Raw genomic sequence first — 22,573 nt, 5'->3', positions numbered from 1 at the left:
GCGCACCGCCTGCTGGCTTCGTGCGGGAGCGGAGACGGGCGCCCGCGACAGGCCGCGGCCTTCGGGCAGCATCGAGCAGCCCGCGATCAGGACCGAAAGCGCCGCGACCAGCGCCATGCGCTGCAGTTCGGGCGATTCGATCATGGCGGTGAAACGGGGGTCGATGCGACGCGGCGCGGACCGTGCACTACGGTGCAGGCCCGCGCCTTCGCCAGCGTTCATCTGCGCACTGTCGCCGCCACCCAGGGGCAGCGGGCCACCAGCGGCCAGGGAGGGACCTTGATGAACGCCTCGTTCCATGGCGTTGATCCTACTCAATGAAATTTAACCCTGTTGTTCCGAAAATGGTTAACGCTGCGATAGGGAACGAAAGCGCGGCATTGCGCGGACCTTGCGGCAGGGCTAGCGCTGGCCGGGACGAAGCGGTGCGCTTTGAGGGTGGGTGCGGACACGATGTTGCGATTGATCAACGTGCATGGGTTTTTCTGGCTGCTGCTGGCGATTCCCGCGATCGGGATGACCATAGGCTTTTTGCGCGATCCGGTGACCGCATTCGATCTGATCCACCCGAGCGGCGAGTTCTCCGTCCGCTTCATGATCATCGCGATGATGATTTCGCCGCTGCGTGCGATCTTCGGGCGCAGGCGCTGGCTCGACTGGCTGCTCGCGCGCCGCCGGGCACTGGGGGTGGCGGCGTGCGGCTATGGCCTGTTGCATCTCGCCTTCTACCTGTACGACATGGGCGACTGGGGCATGATCGCGGAAGAGGCGCTGATCTTCTCGATCTGGACGGGCTATGCCGCGCTCATCATCTTCATCGCCATGGGGGTGACCAGCAATAACGCCTCGCAGCGGGCGATGCGCGCGAACTGGAAACGGCTGCAGCGGCTCGTCTATCCTGCCGCCTTGCTGATCGCGCTGCACTGGGTGTACGTTGACGGCGAATATATGGGGATGGTCGTGCATTTTGTTCCGCTGCTGATTCTGGAAACCGCACGGGTCATGCTTATGTTCAAGCGGCGTTCAGCGCGCCGTGGCACACAGGCAGCAACGGGCTGACCGTTGTAGAGAAGAGGGACAATCCATGAAATTCGCACAGGCCATGCTGGCCGTCGCCGCCGCCACCGCGATGCAGTTTTCCGCCGCTCCGGATGCCTTTGCTACCGGCAAGATGAAGTGCGACGCCGGTCCGCAGACGGGCTGGAAGAGCCGCGCCGATTTGGAAGCCAAGCTCAAGAAGGACGGCTGGACGGTCAAGAAGTCGAAGGTCGATGGCGGCTGCTACGAGGTCTATGGCGTGACCCCCGAGGGCCAGAATGTCGAGGCCTATTTCCACCCGGTAACCATGGAAAAGCTGCTCGTCTCGCAGCGTGGCAAGGTCATTTTCAAGAAGTGATTCGCCGCCGCCCTGTGCATTTGTTGCGCAGGGCGGCGTAAATCTGGACCCGTTCGGCATTTGGTGATTGCTTTATGTGCAATTCGCCCCTAGGGCCGTCGACGGGCCACGCGGTCCCAACGCCGCGCGTGCTCTCTGCAAGGAGAGACTGACATGACTGATACCGTTGGTGCGGGCGCTGTGCTCGCCAAGAAACCTGCCACCCTGCCTGCTCGCCCGTATTTTTCCTCGGGTCCCTGCGCAAAGCCCCCGGGCTGGTCGGCAGCACAGCTTTCCACCGAATCGCTGGGTCGTTCGCACCGGTCGAAGATCGGCAAGGCGCGGCTGCAATATTGCATCGATCTGATGCGCGAGCTGCTCAAGCTCCCCGACACCCACCGGATCGGTATCGTGCCCGGATCGGACACCGGCGCCTTTGAAATGGCGATGTGGACGATGCTGGGCGCCCGTCCGGTCACCGCGCTCGCCTGGGAAAGCTTCGGCGAAGGCTGGGTGACCGATGCCGCCAAGCAGCTCAAGCTCGATCCCGTGATCCTGCGCGCCGATTACGGCCAGATCCCCGATCTGAACGCGGTCGACTGGTCGCACGACGTGCTGTTCACCTGGAACGGCACCACCTCGGGTGCGCGCGTCCCCAATGGCGACTGGATCGCCGCCGACCGCGAGGGCCTGAGCTTTGCCGACGCGACCAGCGCGGTGTTCGCCTATGACCTGCCCTGGGACAAGATCGATGTCGCCACCTTCTCCTGGCAGAAGGTGCTGGGCGGCGAAGGTGCGCATGGCGTGCTGATCCTCGGCCCGCGTGCGGTCGAGCGGCTCGCGACCTATACCCCCGCCTGGCCGCTGCCCAAGGTGTTCCGCCTGGTCAGCAAGGGCAAGCTCGCCGAGGGCGTGTTCAAGGGCGAGACGATCAACACCCCGTCGATGCTGGCGGTGGAAGATGCGATCTTCGCGCTCGAATGGGGCAAGTCGCTGGGCGGCGCGGATGCGATGATCGCGCGCTCCAATGCCAATGCGGCGGCGCTCGACGCCATCGTCCAGGCGCGTCCGTGGCTCGGCCATCTCGCGCCCGATCCCGCGACGCGTTCGACCACCAGCGTCTGCCTGACGGTCGAGGGCGCGGACGAGGCATTCATCAAGGCCTTTGCCGGGCTGCTCGAGAAAGAAGGCGCGGCCTTCGACATCGCGGGCTATCGCGATGCCCCTCCGGGGCTGCGCATCTGGTGCGGCGCGACCGTCGAGACCGCCGATATCGAGGCGCTCGGCCCCTGGCTCGACTGGGCCTATTCCGAGCTCACTTCCAGGTAACACCCGCCCGCCCTCTCTCCTTTAGGGGAGAGGGAAGAGCCGCGCAGTGGCGAAGGGAGCGGGGCTTACCCGCTTCATTTCACTCAACAATAGGGCCGGGACCAGAGGCCTTTCCCCTCTTCCCGGCCCTCTCCCCTGAAGGGGAGAGGGAGACATAAAATGCCCAAAGTGCTTATTTCCGACAAGATGGACCCCAAGGCCGCGCAGATCTTCCGCGAACGCGGTTGCGAGGTCGATGTGATTACCGGCCAGACGCCGGACGAGCTGGCCGCGATCATCGGCCAGTATGACGGCCTCGCCATCCGCTCTTCGACCAAGGTGACCAAGGCGATCCTCGATGCCGCGACCAATCTCAAGGTCGTCGGCCGCGCTGGCATCGGCGTTGACAATGTCGATATTCCCGCAGCTTCCGCCAAGGGTGTGGTCGTGATGAACACGCCGTTCGGAAACTCGATCACCACGGCCGAGCACGCGATCGCGCTGATGTTCGCGCTCGCCCGGCAGCTGCCCGAGGCCGATGCCTCGACTCAGGCCGGCAAGTGGGAAAAGAACCGCTTCATGGGTGTCGAACTGACCGCGAAGACGCTGGGCCTGATCGGCGCGGGCAATATCGGCTCGATCGTTGCCGATCGTGCGCTGGGCCTGAAGATGAAGGTCATCGCGTTCGATCCCTTCCTGACGCCCGAGCGCGCGGTGGAACTGGGCATCGAGAAGGTGACGCTCGACGACCTGCTCGCGCGCGCCGATTTCATCACGCTGCATACCCCGCTGACCGACCAGACGCGCAACATCCTGAGCAAGGAAGCGCTCGCCAAGACGAAGAAGGGCGTGCGCATCATCAACTGCGCGCGTGGCGGGCTGATCGACGAGGCGGCGCTCAAGGACGCGCTCGATTCGGGCCATGTCGCGGGCGCGGCGCTCGACGTGTTCGCCACCGAACCGGCGCACGAGCATCCGCTGTTCAACACGCCGAACTTCGTCGCGACCCCGCATCTGGGTGCATCGACCAGCGAAGCACAGGTCAATGTCGCGATCCAGGTTGCCGAGCAGATGGCCGACTATCTGGTCAAGGGCGGCGTGACCAATGCGCTCAACATGCCCAGCCTCTCGGCCGAGCAGGCGCCGAAGCTGCGCCCCTATATGGCGCTGGCGACCAATCTGGGCCGTCTGGTCGGCCAGCTCGAGAGCGACCGCGTCAAGAGCATCGCGATCGAAGTCGAGGGTGCCGCTGCCGAACTCGACATGAAGCCGATCACCGCTGCGGTGCTGGCGGGCTTCATGAGTGCGTTCAGCGATGCGGTGAACATGGTCAACGCGCCGTTCCTCGCCAAGGATCGCGGGCTCGACGTGCGCGAAGTGCGGCATGACCGCGAGGGCGACTATCACACGCTGGTGCGCGTTTCGGTCGCCACTGCCGATGGCGAGCGCTCGGTCGCCGGTACGCTGTTCGGAAACGCGACGCCGCGTCTGGTCGAGATCTACGGCATCAAGATCGAGGCCGATCTCGCCGGGCACATGCTCTATATCGTCAACCGCGACGAGCCGGGTTTCATCGGTCGTCTGGGATCGACGCTTGGCGAGGCCAATGTCAACATCGCGACCTTCCACCTCGGTCGCCGCGAAGCGCGCGCGGGAGGCGAGGCGGTGCTGCTGCTGTCGCTCGACGGCGCGGTCGAGGAGCCGGTGCTGTGGAAGCTGTGCCAGCTTGCCGGGGTGAAGACCGTCAAGAGCCTGAAGTTTGACTGACCTCGCGTTGCCCTGCCTGCTGGCCGAAAGGCCGGGGCAGGGCAGCCGCCGCTCGGGCCGTGGCGCCTATTTGTCGCGGCGCGCCAGCGAGATGGTGGGGCGATAGGTGTTCTGCATCGGCTTGAACCGCGTGAACACGTGGTTCTCGAGCGGCTTGTTGACCTTCGTGTCCCAATTGGAGTTGTTGAAGGACAGGTTCTGCACCTCCTTGGTGTCGATCCTGAGGTCGGATGTCAGCTGCGCGCCGAACTGGCCGTTGCGTACCCAGCGCACCTCCGCCTCGAACCGGCCCAGGCCCGGTCGATCGATCTCGACCACATCGCCGGGCTCCAGAGGCGCGGCGCACCGGCCGCCCAGCCCGCCGCTCGAAATGTCGCGGATCACCCCGTCGGCGCTGCCGAACCGTTCGTGGAACAGCGTGACCTTCATCAACCGATGCACACGCGGCTCGCGCTGCGGCAGGCTCGCATCACCCTGCGGCGCCGCATCGAAGGTAGGTCCTGTCAGTCCTTTTTTGCCGAATGACATGGTGGGTGCGTCCTTTGCACCTCAGCCCTAAACAGAAACCCTTAAATCGAGGTAAAACGCTCGAAGGACCGATCAGGCCAGCTCGAACCGATCAAGATATTGATCGAATTGAGCTTCGCCCAGGCTGGTCAGTGTCACGCGGGTCCGCCGACGATCCGAACGGTCGGGCACCATGTCCGCATAGCCCTTTTCGCGCAGCTGGTGAATCAGCCGCAACGCGGTGCTTTCCGGAGCATCGCTCATCAGGCACAGGTCGCTCATCGAGAGCTGGTTGCCGTTGCGCTTGGCGGCCAGCAGCGCGACCAGCATGTCCCAGAGCGGGTTGCGCAGCTTGAGCTCGGGGAAGCAGCTGCTCCGCAGGCGTGCCGATTGCTGTTCGCGCATCACCAGCCGGGCGCGCCGATCACCATCGTTCTGCGCCGTGCGAGGAGCGTCGTTCTGCACGCCTTCCGGGCGGATGGGACGGTGCCAGGTGGTGGCGGGGCGGGGGCTGGTCTCTCTCGCTAACGATTTCACGTGCATATCCCTGTTGTTGCGCGCGCGCCCGTTGGCCTTGTTATCGCCTCATCCGATCGATCCTTCTGACCGATGGGCGGCGTTGGCTCTGTGACGAGAGTTCTTGCAGCATCTTCAATCGCTTACCACCCCGGTTTTTAGGGGGTGACCCCGTAACAGGGGTATTTTTTGCTTCCATTTCGGATCGAATATTGCGCGTCCGGCTACGAAACCTGCCGAGCGATCAGCGAAGCATTCAAGGCAAAGCGCACAAATATCGCGTGAAATCGGGTCTTTAACCTTTTCGGCCGCCTCGCAGACCATCGCCAAGCACGCTGTGCGATTGCGCTTGATCGGTGCAGCGGTAAAGGTGTCAAAAAGCGCAAATTACAACGGACCCGAGGCGATGACCGAAATGCTCCACCTTCCGATGCGGTCGTGGCTGTTTGCCCCTGGCGACAGCGAGAAGAAGATGGCCAAGGCGGCAGAGAGTTCCGCCGATATCGCGCTGTTCGATCTGGAAGATGCCGTCGCGGCCGAGAACAAGCCCATGGCGCGCAGCCTGGTGCGTGACCAGCTGGCCAGCCGCAGCGATGGGATCGAGCGGCTATGGGTGCGGGTCAACCCTCTCGACGGACCCTGGGCGCTGCAGGATCTTGCCGCGATCATGCCCGCGCGACCGGGCGGAATCATGCTGCCCAAGGCGCGCGGTCGGCGCGATGTCGAGCTTCTCGACCATTATCTCTCTGCGCTCGAGGTGGCGAACGGGATCGAACAGGGATCGACCCCGGTGATCGCGCTGGTCACCGAAACCGCCGAGGCGATGTTCACGACCGGTGACTACCGGGGTGCACCCAGGCTCATGGCGATGAGTTGGGGCGCGGAAGATCTCGCCGATTCGATCGGCGCTGCCAGCAATCGCAACGCGGACGGCAGCTATGGCTTCACCTATGAGCTCGCGCGCAGCCTGTGCCTGCTCGGCGCAGCCGCTGCAGGGGTCGCCGCGATCGAGACGATCCAGGGCGATTTCCGCGATCTCGACGGGCTGAAGGCGCGTGCGGAAAAGGTGCGGCGCGATGGCTTTTCGGGCATGCTCGCGATCCATCCGGCGCAAGTCGATGTCATCAACACCGCCTTCACCCCCAGCGAGGAGGAGCTGACCGAGGCCCAGATGATTATCGATCTGTTCGCGGCGAACCCGGGGGCAGGGACGATCGGCTACAAGGGCGGCATGCTCGACCGGCCGCATCTGTCGCGTGCGATGCAGCTGCTGGCGCGCGCCGGCCGGGGCTGAGCGGCGTCACACTCAAATTCTGCGACCGCCTCCTCTTGCGTTGCAAAGATGCAACACTATGTGTCTGTGGCAAGGGCTAGATAGGGTGGAGAAACTCCCATGAACCTCGAGAAATTTACCGACCGCGCCAAGGGCTTCCTGCAATCGGCGCAGACCGTTGCCATCCGCATGAGCCATCAGCGGATCAGCCCCGAACATATCCTGAAGGCGCTGCTCGAAGACAGCGAAGGCATGGCTGCCGGGCTGATCGCGCGCGCAGGGGGGCAGGCCCCGGTCGCCGCGCAGGAGGTCGATGCCCTGCTCGCCAAGGTGCCCGCCGTCTCGGGCGGCGGCGCACAGCAGACGCCTGGGTTGGACAATGACGCCGTGCGCCTGCTCGACAGCGCCGAACAGGTTGCCAGCAAGGCGGGCGACAGCTTCGTCACGGTAGAACGGCTGCTGCTCGCCATCGCGCTCGCCAAGGGCACCAAGGCGGGCGATGCGCTCGCCAAGGCCGGTGTCACGCCCGAAGCGCTCAACACCGCGATCAACGAACTGCGCGGGGGCCGCAGCGCCACCTCGGCCAGCGCCGAGGAAAGCTATGAGGCGATGAAGAAATACGCCCGCGACCTGACCGCGGTGGCGCGTGAGGGCAAGCTCGACCCGGTGATCGGCCGTGACGAGGAAATCCGCCGCACGGTGCAGATTCTCGCGCGGCGCACCAAGAACAACCCTGTGCTGATCGGCGAACCCGGCGTCGGCAAAACCGCGATCGCCGAAGGTCTCGCGCTGCGCATCGCCAATGGCGACGTGCCCGATAGCTTGAAGGACCGCCGCCTGATGGCGCTCGACATGGGTGCGCTGATCGCGGGTGCAAAGTATCGCGGCGAGTTCGAGGAGCGGCTCAAGGCGGTGCTCGACGAGGTCAAGGGCGCCGAGGGCGAGATCATCCTGTTCATCGACGAGATGCACACGCTGGTGGGGGCCGGCAAGGGCGAGGGCGCGATGGACGCCTCCAACCTGCTCAAGCCCGCGCTCGCACGCGGCGAGCTGCACTGCATCGGCGCGACCACGCTCGACGAATATCAGAAGCATGTCGAGAAGGACCCCGCGCTGCAGCGGCGGTTCCAGCCGGTGTTCGTCGGCGAGCCCAATGTCGAGGACACGATCTCGATCCTGCGCGGCCTCAAGGAGAAATACGAGCTGCATCATGGCGTGCGGATCACCGACAATGCACTGGTGGCCGCCGCGACGCTCTCCAACCGCTATATCTCGGACCGCTTCCTGCCAGACAAGGCGATCGACCTGATGGACGAGGCGGCGAGCCGCATCCGCATGGAGGTGGAGAGCAAGCCCGAAGAGATCGAGGCGCTCGATCGGCGGATCATCCAGCTCAAGATCGAGGCTTCGGCGCTGGGCAAGGAAAGCGATGCCGCGTCGAAGGACCGGCTGGCGACGCTGCAGAAGGACCTGGCCGAGCTCGAGCAGCAATCGGCCGAGCTGACCACGCGCTGGCAGGGCGAGAAGGACAAGATCCACGCCGAGGCGAAGCTCAAGGAAGAGCTCGACGGCCTGCGCATCGAGCTCGAACAGGCGCAGCGCAACGGCGATCTCGCCCGCGCGGGCGAGCTGTCCTATGGCCGGATTCCCGAGCTGGAGCGCAAGCTGGCCGAGGCGCAGAGCCAGACCGCGAGCGCAATGCTGCGCGAGGAAGTCACCGAGGACGATATTGCCGCGGTGGTGAGCAAGTGGACCGGCATTCCGGTCGACCGGATGCTCGCGGGCGAGCGCGAGAAGCTGCTCGCGATGGAAGAGCATATCGGCAAGCGCGTGATCGGCCAGCAGGCGGCGGTCGAGGCGGTGTCCAAGGCGGTCCGGCGTTCGCGCGCGGGCTTGCAAGACCCCAACCGGCCGCTCGGCAGCTTCCTGTTCCTCGGCCCCACGGGCGTCGGCAAGACCGAGCTGACGCGCGCGCTGGCAGGCTTCCTGTTCGACGACGACAACGCGATGGTGCGCATCGACATGAGCGAGTTCATGGAGAAGCACGCGGTCGCGCGGCTGATCGGCGCGCCCCCGGGCTATGTCGGCTATGAGGAAGGTGGCGTGCTGACCGAGGCAGTAAGGCGCAGGCCCTATCAGGTCGTGCTGTTCGACGAGGTCGAGAAGGCGCATCCCGACGTGTTCAACGTGCTGTTGCAGGTGCTCGACGATGGCCGCCTGACCGACGGCCAGGGCCGCACGGTCGATTTCTCGAACACGCTGATCATCCTCACCTCGAACCTGGGCAGCCAGTATCTCGCGGGCATGACCGAGGACCAGAAGGTCAGGGATGTCGAGCCGCAGGTGATGGAAGTGGTGCGCGGGCATTTCCGCCCCGAATTCCTCAACCGGCTCGACGAGATCATCCTGTTCCATCGCCTCGGCGAGGAGCATATGGCGCCGATCGTCGACATCCAGGTCGCGCGGGTGGCGAAGCTGCTCAAGGATCGCAAGATCACGATCGACCTGACCGACAGCGCGCGCAAATGGCTGGGCCGGGTGGGTTACGATCCGGTCTATGGCGCACGGCCGCTGAAGCGAGCGATCCAGAAATATCTGCAGGATGCGCTCGCCGACAAGCTGCTGCGCGGCGAGGTGCCCGATGGCTCGACCGTGCATGTGACGGACGGTGACGGGCAGCTGGTGCTGACGGTGGAGTGATGGTCCGCCACGGTTGATGGATTTGCGTTCCCCTCCCTGGCCAGGGAGGGGTTAGGGGTGGGTCGTCTGCGCCGGCGTTGGTACAATTTCGCTTACCCACCCCCAGCCCCTCCCTTGCAGGGAGGGGAGCGTGACGGCGCTAACCGTCCGCGTTTCCGCTACCTGCAATTCCCCGCTTCGTCGTGAGGTACGTCGCGAAGCTGCCCAGCCAGTGGCTGCCTTCGTAATTCTTGTCGCTCACCGCCTTGAGCCCGCTATCGGCGTGCAGCTTCGCGGTGGCGAGCAGCGCTGGCACGCGCGGGTCGTCCTTGGGCAGCGCGCTTGCAATGCCTTCCATCGCCCAGGCGCGCGACAGGTTCACGCCGTCGAGATGCACAAGCTTGCCGTCGGTGGGATCGCGCACCTCGCCGGGGGTGAGCCATCCGGTCGAGCCGTCCGCCGGAATCTGCGGCAGGAACCGGCCCAGCCAGGCGGCATATTCCGCCTGCGGCATCACCCGGCGCATCAGGTCGGCCTCCATCAGACAGGGGGAGAGGAAATCCTCGCCCGACGGCTCATAGGCGAGCGGGCAGTTCACGTCCGCGCGGTGGAACTCGAGCGATTTCGCCACCAGCTGCTTTTCGAACGCGTCGTTATTCACCCGCCGCGCATAATCGAGCATCAGGCCGAAGGCGAAGGCGCTCTGGTTGTGCGTGCCCAGCCGGATCGGATAGGCGAGCTTGGGCAGCCAGGCCTCGGTCTCGCCGACGATCTTCTGCTCGAGTGGACGCAGCGTCTCGCGCCAGGCCTTGAGCTTCGGGTCCTCGCTTTCGTCGAGCTCGGCGACCAGTTGCAGGAACCAGGCGGTGCCATAGGGCCGCTCGAAGCCCTTGCGGCCTGCACCCTCGATATAGTTCAGCTCGGCCGCGATATTCTCGGTAGTGAAGCTGCGACCCAGCGCCGCAAGGATCGCGGGTTTCATCGGCGATGCGGAATCGGTCTTCAGGATGCGCACCAGCAGCCAGTGGCCGTGCACCGACGAATGCCAGTCGAAACAGCCGTAAAAGGCGGGCGTCAGTTCGCGTGGCGGCTTCGCGTCGCTATCGTCGTTGAGCACATGCGAGATCTTGTTGGGATATTCCTTGTGCACGCAGGTGAGCGCCAGCCGGGCGAAGCGATCGTTCACCGCATCGGGCCGCGCCTCGGGGATCGCGATGGCGTCCTCCTCGCTCTTGGTTCCGGGCGATCCGCAGCCTGTGATCAGCAAAACGCCGGCCAGCGCCAGCCCCGTCCAGTTTTTCAATGCCGTGTCCCCTTCCAGCGTCCGAGGGCGAATACACACCAGAAGCCGGGGCGTGACAAGCGGTGCGCGTCGCAAATCGGTACGGAAGGGGGCGGATTATGGTGCGCATTTCCAGTCTTGCGGCAGTGCACAATAGCTGTCACATCTTATGTCAATGACAGGGGATAAACCGCACTTTGACGAGATGCTGCTGCCCGATGGTTCGGTGCGCGCACCCTATAGCGAATTTTGCGAATGGTATGGCGCGCAGGACGCATCCCGGTTGCGCACCAAGGCGCGCGATGCGGAGAATTTCTTCCGCCGCACCGGCATCACCTTCGCGGTCTATGGCGAGGAAGAGGCGAGCGAGCGGCTGATCCCGTTCGATATCGTCCCGCGCATCATCTCGGGCCGCGAATGGGCGCGCCTCAGCCGCGGCATCGAGCAGCGCGTGCGCGCGATCAACGCGTTCCTGCACGATATCTATCACCGCCAGGAGATCCTGCGCGCGGGCCGCATCCCGGTCGAGCTGATCGCGAGGAACGAGGCGTTCCTGCCGCAGATGATCGGCATGGACCCGCCGGGCGGCATCTACACGCACATCATCGGCGTCGACATCGTGCGCACCGGGCCCGACCAGTTCTATGTGCTCGAGGACAATGCGCGCACCCCCTCGGGCGTATCGTACATGCTCGAGAATCGCGAGACGATGCTGCACATGTTCCCCGAGCTGTTCCGCAAGGTGCGGGTGCGCGAGGTGTCGGACTATCCGCGCAAGCTGCGCCGTTCGCTCGCCGCCAGCGCGCCGCGCGCCTGCAACGGCCCGCCCGAGATCGCGGTGCTGACCCCCGGCATCCACAACAGCGCCTATTTCGAGCACAGCTTCCTTGCCGACCAGATGGGGGCGGAACTGGTCGAGGGACACGACCTGCGCGTGGTCGATGGCCGCGTCGCGATGCGCACCACCCAGGGCTATCGCGCGATCGACGTGCTCTATCGCCGGGTCGATGACGATTTTCTCGATCCGCTCACTTTCCGCCCCGATTCCGCGCTCGGCGTTCCGGGCATCATGGACGTGTACCGCGCGGGTGGCATCACCATCGCCAACGCGCCGGGCACCGGCATCTCGGACGACAAGGCGATCTACAGCTACATGCCCGAGATCGTCGAATTCTATACCGGCGAGAAGGCGATCCTGGAAAACGTGCCGACCTGGCGCTGCTCGGAAGCGGATTCGCTCGCCTATGTGATGGAGCATCTGCACGAACTGGTGGTGAAGGAAGTCCACGGATCGGGCGGCTATGGCATGCTGGTCGGACCGGCGGCGAGCCGCAAGGAGATTGCCGCGTTCCGTCAGAAGCTGAAGGCTCGGCCCGGCAATTATATCGCGCAGCCCACGCTCTCGCTCTCCACCGTGCCGATCATGACGCGCCAGGGCCTCGCCCCGCGCCATGTCGACCTGAGGCCCTTCGTGCTCGTTTCGCCCAATGGCATCGACATCACGCCGGGCGGGCTCACCCGCGTCGCGCTCAAGAAAGGTTCGCTCGTGGTCAATTCGAGCCAGGGCGGCGGCACCAAGGACAGCTGGGTGCTCGACGAATGAGCGCGGGAATGACGATCGGGGGGACGCGCTGATGCTCGGCAAGACCGCAGGCGGCCTGTTCTGGATGCAGCGCTATCTGGAGCGCAGCGAGAATATCGCGCGGCTGGTCGACGCCGGCTTCCGCATCGCATTGACGCGATCGGAAGCCGCCGAGGACGAATGGGCCTCGGTGCTGACGACGGCCGGCGTGCGCCAGGCCTATGCGCAGCGCTATGACAAGGTCGATGGCTCGAGCGTCATCAACTTCCTGCTGCGCGACAAGACCAACCCCTCGAGCGTGCTGTCGGTGATCGAGGCGGCGCGCAACAACGCGCGGCTGGTGCGCACTGCGCTGACCCGCGAGGTGTGGGAGGCGACCAACGAATGCTGGATGACGCTGAAGGAAGCATTGCGCACGCAGATTTCGGATAACGAGCTTCCCGATGTTCTGAGCCTCATCCGCCAGCAGAGTGCGCAGGTGCGCGGCGCGCAGAGCGGCACAATGATGCGCAACGACATCTATTTCTTCGCGCAATTGGGCACGTTCGTCGAGCGGGCGGACAGCACCGCGCGTATTCTCGATGTCAAATATTACGTGCTGCTGCCCTCGCTGTCCTATGTCGGGTCGAGCCTCGACAATGTGCAATGGGAGACGATCCTGCGCTCGGTCTCCGCCTATCGCGCGTTCCGCTGGCTCAACCCCGGTGAGACCAACCCGCGCAACATCGCGCAGTTCATGATCCTCGACCAGGTGATGCCGCGCTCGCTGTCCTTCTGTGCCAGCCGGATGGCGAGCGCGCTCGAAGCGATCGCGCGCGAATATGGTGGGGCAGGCGACAGCCTCCACCAGGCGGCCGGGCTGAGCCAGGAACTTGCGAACACCAATATCGACATGATCGTCGATAATGGGCTGCACCAGTTCATCCAGGATTTCATCAAGCGCAACAACGGCATCTCGGCGCAGATCGAGCAGGAATTCCGCTTCTATCATTGAGGCGGGGCGGAATTTTACAGGGGTTACGGGTCACTCATGCGGCTGCACATCGTCCATCGGACAAGCTATCATTACGACACGCCCATGCCCTATGCGCTGCAGCGGCTGCGCATGATCCCCAAGGATTCGCACGGGCAGAAGGTGATCCGCTGGACGACCAATGTCGATGGCGGCACCAAGCAGGTCGAGTTCTACGATCACCACAACAACCATGTCGAACTTTTCAGCTTCGACCCCGACCAGCACGAGATCGTCATCCAGTGCGAGGGCGAGGTCGAGACCAGCGATCATGCCGGGATGGTCGGCCAGCATATCGGCTCGGCGCCCTTGTGGTATTTCAAGCGCGAGACGCCGTTCACTCGGCCTGGCCCTGCCATCCGCAAGCTGCTGCGCCAGTTCGAGGACCCGGGTACCAGCAGCGGCGATGCGCCCCGGCTCCATGCGCTGTCGGCGCTGGTGCGCGGCGCGGTGGCCTATCAGGTCGGGCAGACCGGTGTCACCACCACGGCGGAAGAGGCGCTGAACGCCGGCCATGGCGTGTGCCAGGACCATGCGCATCTGTTCATCACGCTCGCCCGGATGCTCGGCTATCCGGCGCGCTATGTCAGCGGCTATCTGCTGATGAACGACCGGGTCGATCAGGATGCCGGGCACGGCTGGGCCGAGGTGCACGTGAATGGCCTGGGCTGGGTCGGTTTCGATGTCTCCAACGGCTATTCGCCCGACGAGCGCTATGTCCGCGTGGCAACCGGGCTGGACTATCGCGAGGCTGCGCCGATCGCCGGAATCACCTTTGGCCGCGGTACCGAGGCGATGACGGTGACGCTGCAGGTGCAGCAGGTCCAGCAGTAAGGCAACGACCGGGCTAGGCTCGTCACCCCCGCGCAGGCGGGGTCCCGCTTACTTTCGTCAAGCGCAACCGAAGCGGGATTCCCGCGTTCGCGGGAATGACGATGTTGATGGCGCAGCGGGTCGCCATTCCCGACTTTTCCACAACGACCATTGCCGCTTGACCGATTGTTGCGCATCGCGCCTTATGCGCGCCATGCGAATGAAGGGGGAGGACGCTCCTATGACATATTGCGTCGGGATGCGCCTGGACAAGGGGCTGGTGTTCATGTCGGACACCCGGACGAACTCGGGTGTCGACAATATCAGCACGTTCAAGAAGATGTTCACTTGGGAAAAGCCGGGCGATCGCTACATCACGGTGATGACGGCGGGCAATCTGGCGACCACCCAGGGCGTGGTCAGCGTGCTCGAGGAGCGCACCAAGGCGCCGCACGAGCGCAAGCCTTCGATCATGGAGGCGCCCACCATGTTTCAGGTCGCGCGCATCATCGGCGAGACGCTGCGCGACGAGATTGCGCGGACCCGCGCCATCGCGGGCGAAAGCGCATCCTCGACGTTCAGCGCGTCGATGATCGTCGGCGGCCAGATTGCCGGCATGGACCCCAAGCTGTTCATGATCTACCCCGAGGGCAATTTCATCGAGGCGGGCGATGACACGCCCTTCTTCCAGATCGGCGAGACCAAATATGGTCGCCCCATCCTGGTGCGCGCCTATGATCGCGACATGTCGTTTCACGATGCGATCAAGCTGCTGATGGTGTCGTTCGATTCGACGATCAAGGCGAACCTGTCGGTCGCGCTTCCGCTGGATCTTCAGATCTATGCCGCAAACAGCTTTGCTGGGCGCAACCGGCGGATCCAGGCGAGCGATCCCTATTACAACCTGATCGCCGACCAGTGGAGCGATGCGTTGAAAAACGCGTTTCATTCCCTGCCCGATTATACCGGGTGATGCCGCTTGCGCCTGCCGATGGCGCGCCCTAATTTGGGCCCATGAAAACCAAGACGCGCAACATCCTCATTTTTCTGGGCCTCACGACTGCGGTTGTCGGGGGTGCCGGCTGGTATTTCCTGAGCGGTGACAAGGCGCAGCTCGATATCGCCCAGGTCAGCGGCCCGTCGCCGGAAATCACCGCGCCGCGCAAGGAAATCTTCCCGACGATCAATGTCGCCGATGTGAAGCCCTGGGGCCCGAACGAAGCCCCCAAGGCGGCCGAAGGGCTGCAGGTGGCGCGTTTTGCCGATGGGCTCGATCATCCGCGATCGATGCTGGTGTTACCCAATGGCGATGTGCTGGTCGCCGAAACCAACAGTCCGCCGCGTGAAAATCCCGGCATCGAAGGCATGGTGATGCGCCTGCTGATGAACAAGGCGGGCGCGGGCGTCAAATCGGCAAACCGCATCTCGCTGCTGCGCGACAGTGATGGCGACGGCAAGGCCGAGACGAAGACGCCGTTCCTCGAAGGGCTGAACTCGCCTTATGGCATGGTGCTGATTGGCGACACGCTCTATGTCGCGAACACCGACGCCGTCATGGCTTTCCCCTATTCGGAAGGGCAGACGAAGATCACCGCCAAGGGCCGCAAGGTGCTGAGCCTGCCCGCCCAGAAGCCCAACAACCACTGGACGCGCAACCTGATCGCCAATGCTGACGGCACCAAGCTGTTCGTCGCCATCGGCTCCGCCTCGAACGTCGCAGAAAAGGGGCTGGAGGTCGAGAAGGGCCGCGCGCGGATCATCGAGCTTGACCTGGCGACCGGCAAGAAGCGCGACTTTGCGGTCGGCCTGCGCAACCCGGTCGGCATGGCCTGGGAGCCCAGTTCGGACGCGCTGTGGACCGTGGTCAACGAACGCGACATGCTGGGATCGGACCTCGTGCCCGATTACCTCACCAAGGTGGAAGCCGGCATGCATTTCGGCTGGCCGTGGAATTACTGGGGCGGATACGAGGATTTCCGCGTTGAGCCGCGCCGTCCGGAGCTGCGCGAATATACCCGCCGTCCCGATTATGCGCTCGGCACCCATGTCGCGCCTCTGGGCCTGACATTTGCGGAGAAGGCCGCGCTGGGCAGCGACTTTGCCAATGGCGCGTTCGTAGCGCTGCACGGATCGTGGAATCGCAAGCCGGCTTCGGGCTACAAGGTGGTGTTCGTGCCGTTCGGCGAGAACGGCCGCCCTGCGGTCATCCGCGATGCCAAGGGCAAGGTCACCGGCGGGCTGCCGGTCAACGTGCTCTCGGGCTTCCTCACCAAGAGCGGCGATGCCAAGGGCCGCCCGACCGATGTGACAATTGACAGCAAGGGCGCGCTGCTGGTCACCGATGACGTCTCGGGTATCGTGTGGCGGGTGAGCAATCCCAAGGTCCAGGCCAAGCCGGTTCAGACCGCGATGCGTTGAACTTTTCCCCTCCCTTCAGGAAGGGGTGCCCGAAGGGTGGGGTGGGCTGCGCAGACGACTATGCCATGACCCACCTCGGTTTAGCGAGCTGAACCTGCTCCTCCCGCACGCGGAAGGGGAGAATTGCGCTGCAAGAGCAGGAACTTGGCCGCGCCCGCCGCGTAAGTCCTGCATGAGCAACAAACCTGACGATACCTCGCCCGCGCCCGATCAGGTGCGCCTGGCGGAGAAGGCGCTGAAGCTGAAGCAGCAAGGCGCACAGCCCGATGGTCCGGACTATCTGGAGCATCAGACCGACACTGCGGATATGGGCCGGATCGATGGTCCAAGTGATCACGATCCGCCGATGGGCGCGCTCGACGCCGAAGGCCATCGCCTGGTTCTCGAACGCTCCAGAAAGGTCCGCTGATCCATGCATATCCAGTTCAACACCGACAATCGGATTACCGGCGATGAGGCTCTGGCTGCACAGGCGGAACAAATCGTCGAGTCACGGCTGAATCGTTTCTCGAGCCGCCTGTCGCGCGTCGAGGTCCATCTCGCCGATGTGAACGGCCCCAAGGGCGGTAGCGACGATATCGTGTGCACGCTCGAGGCGCGGCCCGAGGGGGGCAAGCCGGTGACGGTCAAGGGGAATGCGGGTCAGGTCGAAAGCGCGATCCGCGATGCCTCGGACAAGATGCAGGCGCTGCTCGATACGCATTTCGGCAAGCTGCGCACGCACTGATTGCCACGAATTCCAACGAAAAAGGCCCGCTGTCACGGCAATGACAGTGGGCCTTTTCTGTTGCTCCTGCGAGGTTACCAGATGCGGATGCGCTGTTCCGGCGGCAGGTAGAGCGCGTCACCGGGCTTCACGTTGAACGCCTTGTACCATTCGTCGAAATTGCGGACGGTGCCGTTGGCGCGATAGTTGGGCGGCGAGTGCGGATCGGTGTTGAGCTGCTGGCGCAGATACTCGTCGCGCGACTTGTTCCGCCACACCTGTGCCCAGGCCATGAAGAAGCGCTGGTCGCCGGTCAGCCCGTCGATCACCTTGTCTTCCTTGCCGTTCAGGTGAATCTTGTACGCGCGATAGGCCATCGAGAGCCCGCCGACATCGCCGATATTCTCGCCGAGCGTCAGCGCGCCGTTGACGCAGGTCTTGCCGTCGTCGAGCGGGCAGAGCGCGCTATATTGGGCGACGAGCGCGCTGGTAAGCTTCTTGAAATTGGCCTGATCTTCTGCCGTCCACCAGTCGCGCAGCACGCCATCGCCGTCCGACTTGGACCCCTGGTCGTCAAAGCCATGGCCCATTTCATGGCCGATCACGCCGCCGATCGCGCCATAGTTCACCGCCGGGTCCGCCGACAGGTTGAAGAACGGCGGCTGCAGGATCGCGGCGGGGAAGACGATCTCGTTGCGCGGCGGAGAATAATAGGCATTCACCGTCTGCGGCAGCATGAACCATTCGGTCTTGTCGATCGGCTTGCCCAGCTTGGACAGATTGTCGCGATAGGCCCAGGTGCCCGCCGCGATCGCATTGTCCAGCGCCTTGCCGGGCGTGATCGTCAGCGTGTCATAGGTCTCGAACTTCTCGGTATAGCCGATCTTGGGGGTGAACTTGGCGAGCTTCTGCCGCGCCTCGACCTTGGTCGCCTCGCCCATCCACTTGATGTCGTTGAGGTTGGCGGCCATCGCCTTGCGGAGGTTGCCGACCAGCTCGTCCATCGCGGCCTTGTTTTCGGCCGGGAAATAGCGGTCCGCATAAATCTTGCCGACGATCTCGCCCATCGATCCCTCGACCGCCGCGACGCCGCGCTGCCAGCGCTCGCGCTGCTTCTGCTGGCCGCCGAGCACGGTGCCGTAGAACGCGAAATTGGCCGCATCGATGTCCGAGGGCAGCACGCTCGCCGCGCTCGACAGGAAGCCGGCGGCCGCCCATGCCTGCCACGCCTCGATCGGCGCGCTATTGGCCAGCTTGAACAGGCCCGGGATGCCGGTGCCGAGCTTGGCGACCTGTTCGGGGGTCAGCTTCTCGGTGGCGATCTCTTCTGCCGTCGGCGCGAGCTGGCGCACGACGAATTCCTGCTGGCCATCGACGCCGATGGTCTTGATGAAGGTTTCGACCGGGAAGCCGTTGCCCAGCGCCAGCATCTCGGCCTTGCTCAGCTTGTTATAGGTGATGTTGCGGTTGCGGCCGACGGCGCGGTCCCAATGCTCGGTGGCAATGGCCTTTTCGAGATCATAGACCATCTGTGCCGCCTTGGCCGGATCGGCATAGCCCGCCTTGCCGAGCAGGAAGGTCAGATACTGCATATAGGCGGCGCGGACCTTGAGGTTCGCCTCGCTGTCGACCAGGTAATAATCGCGGTCGGGCATGCCGAGGCCCGCCTGGGTGACCTGGAAGATGTACTTGTCGGTCTGCTTGGAATCGATGTCGACGAACCCGGCGACCGGGCTGCGGAAACCGGGCGTGCCGAACAGCTTCGCCAGGTCCTCGCGCGTCTTCACCGCCTTGATCTTGTCGAGATAGGGCTGGGCAGGGGCGAGGCCTGCAGCGTCGATCGCGGCGGTATCGAGATAGGCATTGTAGAACGCGGCGACCTTGCCTGCGCCGGTGTTGATCGCGGGCTTGGTAGCAGCAAGTTCGTCGATGATCTTGCGTACGCGCTGCTCGGACTTTTCGGCAAGTAGGGTGAAGGCGCCATAGCGTGAACGGTCGGCGGGAATCTCGAACGTGTCGAGCCACTTGCCGTTGACGTACGCGTAGAAATCGTCGCCCGGCTTGACGGCGGGGTTCATCAGTGTCGTGTCGACGCCCCAGGTGCCCCAGAAATCGCGCGCGGTGGTGGTGATGCCTTCGGCATCGGTGGTGCCGCCGCTGGCGGTATTGCCCGCGGCTTCGGCCTCGATCAGCATGTCGATATCGCCCGGCTGGGCATCGTGCTCATGCGCCTGGGCGGGTGCAGCCGCGAGTGCGACCAGCGCGGCGGACGCGAGCAGGAAATTCTTGACCATTATAGCTCCCCGGATGGTGTCTGAAGGCCCGGACATACGGGCGCTTGCCATCGACCCGCAGCGTGCGGGAGGCGATGATGGTTTCAAACGTAATCGGACACCCCGGGGGCTGCAAAGCTTTTCGGCAGGCGGTCGTTGGTCGTCGACAAACGGCTTGGACGATCAGACCGACAGCGTGGCGTCCGCAGGGCTCCAGCGCGACCAACCGGGCTCGGCCAGCACCTTGCGGCCCGGCAGCACGCTGCGGCTTTCGGTTCCGGCAAGGTCGAGCGTGTGCTCGCGGATTGTGCGCATCGCATGCCAGTTGGCGGTGGCGCGGTCCTGGGTGAGATTGACCGTCATATAGCCGCGGCTACTGGTATCCGCCCATTTGAGCTGCGGGTTGCCGCGGATCAGCGCGCCGGCCACGTCCTTGGGCGCGACCGTCGGAGCATAGGTCTCGAAGCCGGGCGAGCTGACCGAATGGCCGGCGAACTCGACCCCCGCCGGCTTGCCATCGGCGGCCAGATCGAAGCCCCAGGCGTTGTGGCTGTCGCCCGAGAGCACGACCAGATCGGCATCGGCGGCCTGGGCGGACTTGAGCAGCGCCTCGCGCTGGACCGGGTAGCCGTCCCACGCATCCATGTTGAACGGCAGCCCCGCCTGGCTCGCGGCAAGACCAGCGGCGGAGCGGGTGCGGACGATCTCGGGTGCGTCCTTGGGCACCCATTGCGCGGTTTCGACCGGCAGCTTCAGCGATCCCATCACGCATTGCTGCGCCCAGACCTGCCAGCGCGTGCCAGACGCCTTCGATGCCTTGAACTGCTCGCCCAGCCAGCGCGCCTGATCGTCGCCCAGCATGTGGCGGCTCGGGTCCATCCAGGTCTCGTCGCGGAACTTGGCCAGCGCCTTGGCCAGATCGCCGCCACCGGCAAAGGCCTCGGCCAGCTCGGCGGGTTTGTCGCGGCCCGACAGGCGGCTTTCGGTGCGGATGATCGTCGCGAGATTGCCGATCTGATAGCTGGTCCACAGCGCATCGGCGGGGTTGAGGTCGGCCACCGGCATCCATTCGCGATAGACCTGCTCGGCAATGCGGCGGCGGGTGGCATAGTCGCCCTCGGCCCCGTCCTGATGGTTCTGCGCGCCGCCCTTCCAGGCGTCGTTGGCGATCTCGTGATCGTCCCACATCGCGATCATCGGCACGCTCTGGTGCAGCGCCTGCAGATCGGGATCGAGCCGGTAACTGGCATAGCGCAGGCGATAGTCGGCGAGCGTGATCATCTCGTGATCGGGCTGGACCAGACGACCGGCCAGCGCCTGGGCGCGCGTCGGGTACACGTCCGGGCCATATTCGTAGATATAGTCGCCCAGGTGCAGCGCGAGGTCGATATCCTTGCGCGCGGCGGCATGACCATAGGCGTTGAACCAGCCGAAGGGCAGGTTGGAGCAGGAAAAGACGCCAAGATTGAACGCCTGCGTTTCGCCCTTCGGCAAGGTGCGCGTGCGGCCCACGGGTGACTTGGATCCGTCTGCGGCCACGAAGCGGTAGTAGTACCAGCTGCCGGGCTTCAGGCCGCGCACGGTGATCTTGGCGATATGATCGCGCGCGCCGCTGGCCGTCACCGATCCGCCGCCAACAACCTTGGCGAAATCGGGCGTCGCGGAGAGTTCTGCGGTCAGTCGCGCGTCATTATCCGCGACATAGCGCGTCCACAGCAGCACCGAATCGGCGGAGGGCTCGCCGCTCGCCACGCCATGGGTGAAGCCGCGGGCCGACGCGAAGGCCAGGGCTGCGCCGGGCAGCGAAAGCGCCGCAAGCCCGAAGGTTCCGGCCTTGAGCAGCAGTCGGCGATCGATCGTCATGGTCATGGGCACGCCCCTCTCGTGTTGTGTTTGCGTCCATCGGACAGCGCGGGCGCCTTTTGGTCAAGGGACATTGCGGGCGTGTGACAATCGTCCAGCCGACGAAAATTACAGAAATATGACATTAAGGAGTAATTTATGTGACATTCATATTGCCATGGGTGTCACATAAGCGTAGCATTTGGCTCGTCACACACGGAAAGGATATGCTGACATGAACACCAAAGTTATCACATTCGCGGCCCTGGCCGCCCTCGGTATGGCTGCTCCGGCGATTGCCCAGCCTGTGCAGAACCGGGCGGCGGCGAACGAGATCGGCTATGAGAGCGGCTCGCTCGGCTATGCCGCGCTGCTCAAGGGCAATTATCCGGTCGCGCTCGAACAGATGCAGGCGGCTGAGCAACAGGTTTCTCCTTCCGCCCGGCGCGATCCCGCACGGTTGATCAACATGGGCCTGGCCTATGCCAAGATGGGCGATCTCACCCAGGCGCGCAGCCATTATCAGGCCGCGATCGACGCCGAGCGCTCGTTCGACGTGATCCTGTCCGACGGGCGGGTGATGGACAGTCGCGTCGCCGCACGGCACGCGCTGCGTCGTCTCGACCAGGGCTATGCCAGCCGCTGATCGCGCTCTGCCATCAAGGGCTGACTGAATCGACCCGGCCGGAGATCATCCGGTCGGGTCTTGTCTTGTGGATGAGCCAATGTGGCACATTGGCCACGCAAGGCACGCATAATCGCTTCATCTGCACGCCGCCCGTGCGCGCGGCAATTGTTTGCAATGCCCTGACCGACGCCCAGGCCATTGGCCTAACGCGCCGAAAACCAACAGTTTTGTCGCTCAGGCGCGGCGTTTGTCGCACAATTTTCACATAAGACTCCAAAGAGTCATAATCCTGTCGCTGCTCTGTCATGGAAATGGCCCCGCCGGGTCATCATGCCTGCCTATCTGCCGCCCCGAACGGTGTTCCAGGGGGTGGAATCAGCTCATCTCCGCTCGTTCCTCAAAAGGCTGACAGCGATCGCTGTCCTGATTTGCGGAGATTCCAAGATGCTTAATGCACGTGTTCGTTCGGTCCTGATGGTCTCGGTGGCCGCGCTCGCGGTTTCGGCCTGCGGTGCAGACGATGTTGCCTCGCCCGGCGAAGGCACGATCGTCGTTCCCGCCCCCGCTCCGGCACCTGCCCCGGCTCCGACTC

20 protein-coding genes and 1 pseudogene are annotated in these 22,573 nt (G+C 64.3%); 14 read left to right on the top strand and 7 right to left on the bottom strand.

Annotated features, from left to right (window positions below; genetic code table 11):
• Window positions 1-300 (bottom strand): annotated as a pseudogene (locus AX735_RS20000) (hypothetical protein); the annotation flags it as partial.
• Window positions 301-453: 153 nt separating this feature from the next.
• Between AX735_RS20000 and AX735_RS19995 the strand changes: the two are divergent.
• The 4 genes from AX735_RS19995 to serA all read left to right on the top strand — a co-directional run bounded on the left by AX735_RS19995 (window position 454) and on the right by serA (window position 4,450).
• Entirely contained in the window at window positions 454-1,059 is a 606-nt protein-coding gene (locus AX735_RS19995) for a sulfite oxidase heme-binding subunit YedZ (RefSeq protein ID WP_066283987.1), read from the top strand.
• A gap of 25 nt (window positions 1,060-1,084) precedes the next feature.
• Window positions 1,085-1,396: a PepSY domain-containing protein gene (locus AX735_RS19990; protein ID WP_231750190.1), complete on the top strand. Its 312-nt coding sequence runs from the start codon at window positions 1,085-1,087 to the stop codon at window positions 1,394-1,396.
• A gap of 153 nt (window positions 1,397-1,549) precedes the next feature.
• Complete coding sequence (locus AX735_RS19985) at window positions 1,550-2,704, top strand: phosphoserine transaminase (protein WP_066283980.1); 1,155 nt, start codon at window positions 1,550-1,552, stop codon at window positions 2,702-2,704.
• A 159-nt stretch (window positions 2,705-2,863) separates the two neighbouring features.
• Window positions 2,864-4,450 carry a phosphoglycerate dehydrogenase gene (gene serA, locus AX735_RS19980; protein WP_066283978.1) on the top strand — a complete coding sequence of 529 codons (1,587 nt, stop codon included), beginning with the start codon at window positions 2,864-2,866 and terminating at the stop codon, window positions 4,448-4,450.
• Between the two features lie 66 nt (window positions 4,451-4,516).
• On the opposite strand, the gene AX735_RS19975 is transcribed toward serA, so the two are convergent.
• Together AX735_RS19975 and AX735_RS19970 are read right to left on the bottom strand one after the other, a co-directional pair.
• Window positions 4,517-4,978 carry a PilZ domain-containing protein gene (locus AX735_RS19975; protein WP_066283973.1) on the bottom strand — a complete coding sequence of 154 codons (462 nt, stop codon included), beginning with the start codon at window positions 4,976-4,978 and terminating at the stop codon, window positions 4,517-4,519.
• A gap of 72 nt (window positions 4,979-5,050) precedes the next feature.
• The gene (locus AX735_RS19970) at window positions 5,051-5,494 is read right to left on the bottom strand and encodes a MarR family winged helix-turn-helix transcriptional regulator (protein WP_171007815.1); all 444 of its coding nucleotides are present in this window, start codon (window positions 5,492-5,494) and stop codon (window positions 5,051-5,053) included.
• Window positions 5,495-5,879: 385 nt separating this feature from the next.
• On the opposite strand from AX735_RS19970, the gene AX735_RS19965 reads away from it, so the two are divergent.
• Entirely contained in the window at window positions 5,880-6,767 is an 888-nt protein-coding gene (locus AX735_RS19965; protein WP_066283992.1) for an HpcH/HpaI aldolase/citrate lyase family protein, read from the top strand.
• Between the two features lie 99 nt (window positions 6,768-6,866).
• Window positions 6,867-9,446, top strand: a complete 2,580-nt coding sequence (gene clpB, locus AX735_RS19960) for an ATP-dependent chaperone ClpB (protein WP_066283967.1) — start codon at window positions 6,867-6,869, stop codon at window positions 9,444-9,446.
• Window positions 9,447-9,585: 139 nt separating this feature from the next.
• Here clpB and AX735_RS19955 read toward each other — a convergent pair whose 3' ends face one another.
• Window positions 9,586-10,728: a DUF2891 domain-containing protein gene (locus tag AX735_RS19955; protein WP_202189628.1), complete on the bottom strand. Its 1,143-nt coding sequence runs from the start codon at window positions 10,726-10,728 to the stop codon at window positions 9,586-9,588.
• A gap of 154 nt (window positions 10,729-10,882) precedes the next feature.
• On the opposite strand from AX735_RS19955, the gene AX735_RS19950 reads away from it, so the two are divergent.
• The 7 genes from AX735_RS19950 to AX735_RS19920 all read left to right on the top strand — a co-directional run bounded on the left by AX735_RS19950 (window position 10,883) and on the right by AX735_RS19920 (window position 17,259).
• Window positions 10,883-12,310 carry a circularly permuted type 2 ATP-grasp protein gene (locus AX735_RS19950; RefSeq protein WP_031318634.1) on the top strand — a complete coding sequence of 476 codons (1,428 nt, stop codon included), beginning with the start codon at window positions 10,883-10,885 and terminating at the stop codon, window positions 12,308-12,310.
• 31 nt (window positions 12,311-12,341) lie between these two features.
• A complete protein-coding gene (locus tag AX735_RS19945; protein WP_066283959.1) occupies window positions 12,342-13,283 on the top strand; it encodes an alpha-E domain-containing protein in 942 nt (313 codons plus the stop codon).
• A 36-nt stretch (window positions 13,284-13,319) separates the two neighbouring features.
• Window positions 13,320-14,135, top strand: coding sequence for a transglutaminase family protein (locus AX735_RS19940; RefSeq protein ID WP_066283956.1), 816 nt, complete (start codon window positions 13,320-13,322; stop codon window positions 14,133-14,135).
• Window positions 14,136-14,355: 220 nt separating this feature from the next.
• Complete coding sequence (locus AX735_RS19935; RefSeq protein WP_066283953.1) at window positions 14,356-15,087, top strand: proteasome-type protease; 732 nt, start codon at window positions 14,356-14,358, stop codon at window positions 15,085-15,087.
• 41 nt (window positions 15,088-15,128) lie between these two features.
• On the top strand, window positions 15,129-16,532 hold the full coding sequence (locus tag AX735_RS19930; RefSeq protein WP_066283947.1) for a PQQ-dependent sugar dehydrogenase: 1,404 nt from the start codon (window positions 15,129-15,131) through the stop codon (window positions 16,530-16,532).
• A 172-nt stretch (window positions 16,533-16,704) separates the two neighbouring features.
• Complete coding sequence (locus AX735_RS19925; protein ID WP_066283944.1) at window positions 16,705-16,941, top strand: hypothetical protein; 237 nt, start codon at window positions 16,705-16,707, stop codon at window positions 16,939-16,941.
• Window positions 16,942-16,944: 3 nt separating this feature from the next.
• The gene (locus AX735_RS19920; RefSeq protein ID WP_066283940.1) at window positions 16,945-17,259 is read left to right on the top strand and encodes an HPF/RaiA family ribosome-associated protein; all 315 of its coding nucleotides are present in this window, start codon (window positions 16,945-16,947) and stop codon (window positions 17,257-17,259) included.
• 74 nt (window positions 17,260-17,333) lie between these two features.
• Here the strand turns inward: AX735_RS19920 and AX735_RS19915 are convergent, their stop codons facing one another.
• Window positions 17,334-19,532: a M13 family metallopeptidase gene (locus tag AX735_RS19915; RefSeq protein ID WP_066283935.1), complete on the bottom strand. Its 2,199-nt coding sequence runs from the start codon at window positions 19,530-19,532 to the stop codon at window positions 17,334-17,336.
• A gap of 162 nt (window positions 19,533-19,694) precedes the next feature.
• On the bottom strand, window positions 19,695-21,380 hold the full coding sequence (locus AX735_RS19910; protein ID WP_066283932.1) for an alkaline phosphatase D family protein: 1,686 nt from the start codon (window positions 21,378-21,380) through the stop codon (window positions 19,695-19,697).
• A 208-nt stretch (window positions 21,381-21,588) separates the two neighbouring features.
• Between AX735_RS19910 and AX735_RS19905 the strand changes: the two genes are divergently transcribed.
• Window positions 21,589-21,999 (top strand): tetratricopeptide repeat protein, encoded by a 411-nt coding sequence (locus AX735_RS19905; RefSeq protein ID WP_066283930.1) that lies wholly within the window; start codon window positions 21,589-21,591, stop codon window positions 21,997-21,999.
• Window positions 22,000-22,012: 13 nt separating this feature from the next.
• Here the strand turns inward: AX735_RS19905 and AX735_RS25360 are convergent, their stop codons facing one another.
• Window positions 22,013-22,288: a hypothetical protein gene (locus AX735_RS25360; RefSeq protein ID WP_137775937.1), complete on the bottom strand. Its 276-nt coding sequence runs from the start codon at window positions 22,286-22,288 to the stop codon at window positions 22,013-22,015.
• Window positions 22,289-22,573: the final 285 nt, after the last annotated feature.

Origin of the sequence: Blastomonas sp. CCH1-A6 (assembly GCF_001556365.1) — a bacterium.
Taxonomy (GTDB): Bacteria; Pseudomonadota; Alphaproteobacteria; order Sphingomonadales; family Sphingomonadaceae; genus Blastomonas; species Blastomonas ursincola.
This window is presented reverse-complemented; position numbering and strand designations above follow the sequence as displayed.

What these genes read in the sequence shown, in the direction of transcription:
- AX735_RS19995 (WP_066283987.1), top strand. Translation starts at nt 454, where the DNA reads ATGTTGCGATTGATCAACGTGCATGGGTTTTTCTGGCTGCTGCTGGCG.
- AX735_RS19990 (WP_231750190.1), top strand. Translation starts at nt 1,085, where the DNA reads ATGAAATTCGCACAGGCCATGCTGGCCGTCGCCGCCGCCACCGCGATG.
- AX735_RS19985 (WP_066283980.1), top strand. Translation starts at nt 1,550, where the DNA reads ATGACTGATACCGTTGGTGCGGGCGCTGTGCTCGCCAAGAAACCTGCC.
- serA (WP_066283978.1), top strand. Translation starts at nt 2,864, where the DNA reads ATGCCCAAAGTGCTTATTTCCGACAAGATGGACCCCAAGGCCGCGCAG.
- AX735_RS19975 (WP_066283973.1), bottom strand. Translation starts at nt 4,978, where the DNA reads ATGTCATTCGGCAAAAAAGGACTGACAGGACCTACCTTCGATGCGGCG.
- AX735_RS19965 (WP_066283992.1), top strand. Translation starts at nt 5,880, where the DNA reads ATGACCGAAATGCTCCACCTTCCGATGCGGTCGTGGCTGTTTGCCCCT.
- clpB (WP_066283967.1), top strand. Translation starts at nt 6,867, where the DNA reads ATGAACCTCGAGAAATTTACCGACCGCGCCAAGGGCTTCCTGCAATCG.
- AX735_RS19950 (WP_031318634.1), top strand. Translation starts at nt 10,883, where the DNA reads ATGACAGGGGATAAACCGCACTTTGACGAGATGCTGCTGCCCGATGGT.
- AX735_RS19945 (WP_066283959.1), top strand. Translation starts at nt 12,342, where the DNA reads ATGCTCGGCAAGACCGCAGGCGGCCTGTTCTGGATGCAGCGCTATCTG.
- AX735_RS19940 (WP_066283956.1), top strand. Translation starts at nt 13,320, where the DNA reads ATGCGGCTGCACATCGTCCATCGGACAAGCTATCATTACGACACGCCC.
- AX735_RS19935 (WP_066283953.1), top strand. Translation starts at nt 14,356, where the DNA reads ATGACATATTGCGTCGGGATGCGCCTGGACAAGGGGCTGGTGTTCATG.
- AX735_RS19930 (WP_066283947.1), top strand. Translation starts at nt 15,129, where the DNA reads ATGAAAACCAAGACGCGCAACATCCTCATTTTTCTGGGCCTCACGACT.
- AX735_RS19925 (WP_066283944.1), top strand. Translation starts at nt 16,705, where the DNA reads ATGAGCAACAAACCTGACGATACCTCGCCCGCGCCCGATCAGGTGCGC.
- AX735_RS19920 (WP_066283940.1), top strand. Translation starts at nt 16,945, where the DNA reads ATGCATATCCAGTTCAACACCGACAATCGGATTACCGGCGATGAGGCT.
- AX735_RS19915 (WP_066283935.1), bottom strand. Translation starts at nt 19,532, where the DNA reads ATGGTCAAGAATTTCCTGCTCGCGTCCGCCGCGCTGGTCGCACTCGCG.
- AX735_RS19910 (WP_066283932.1), bottom strand. Translation starts at nt 21,380, where the DNA reads ATGACCATGACGATCGATCGCCGACTGCTGCTCAAGGCCGGAACCTTC.
- AX735_RS19905 (WP_066283930.1), top strand. Translation starts at nt 21,589, where the DNA reads ATGAACACCAAAGTTATCACATTCGCGGCCCTGGCCGCCCTCGGTATG.
- AX735_RS25360 (WP_137775937.1), bottom strand. Translation starts at nt 22,288, where the DNA reads ATGACAGAGCAGCGACAGGATTATGACTCTTTGGAGTCTTATGTGAAA.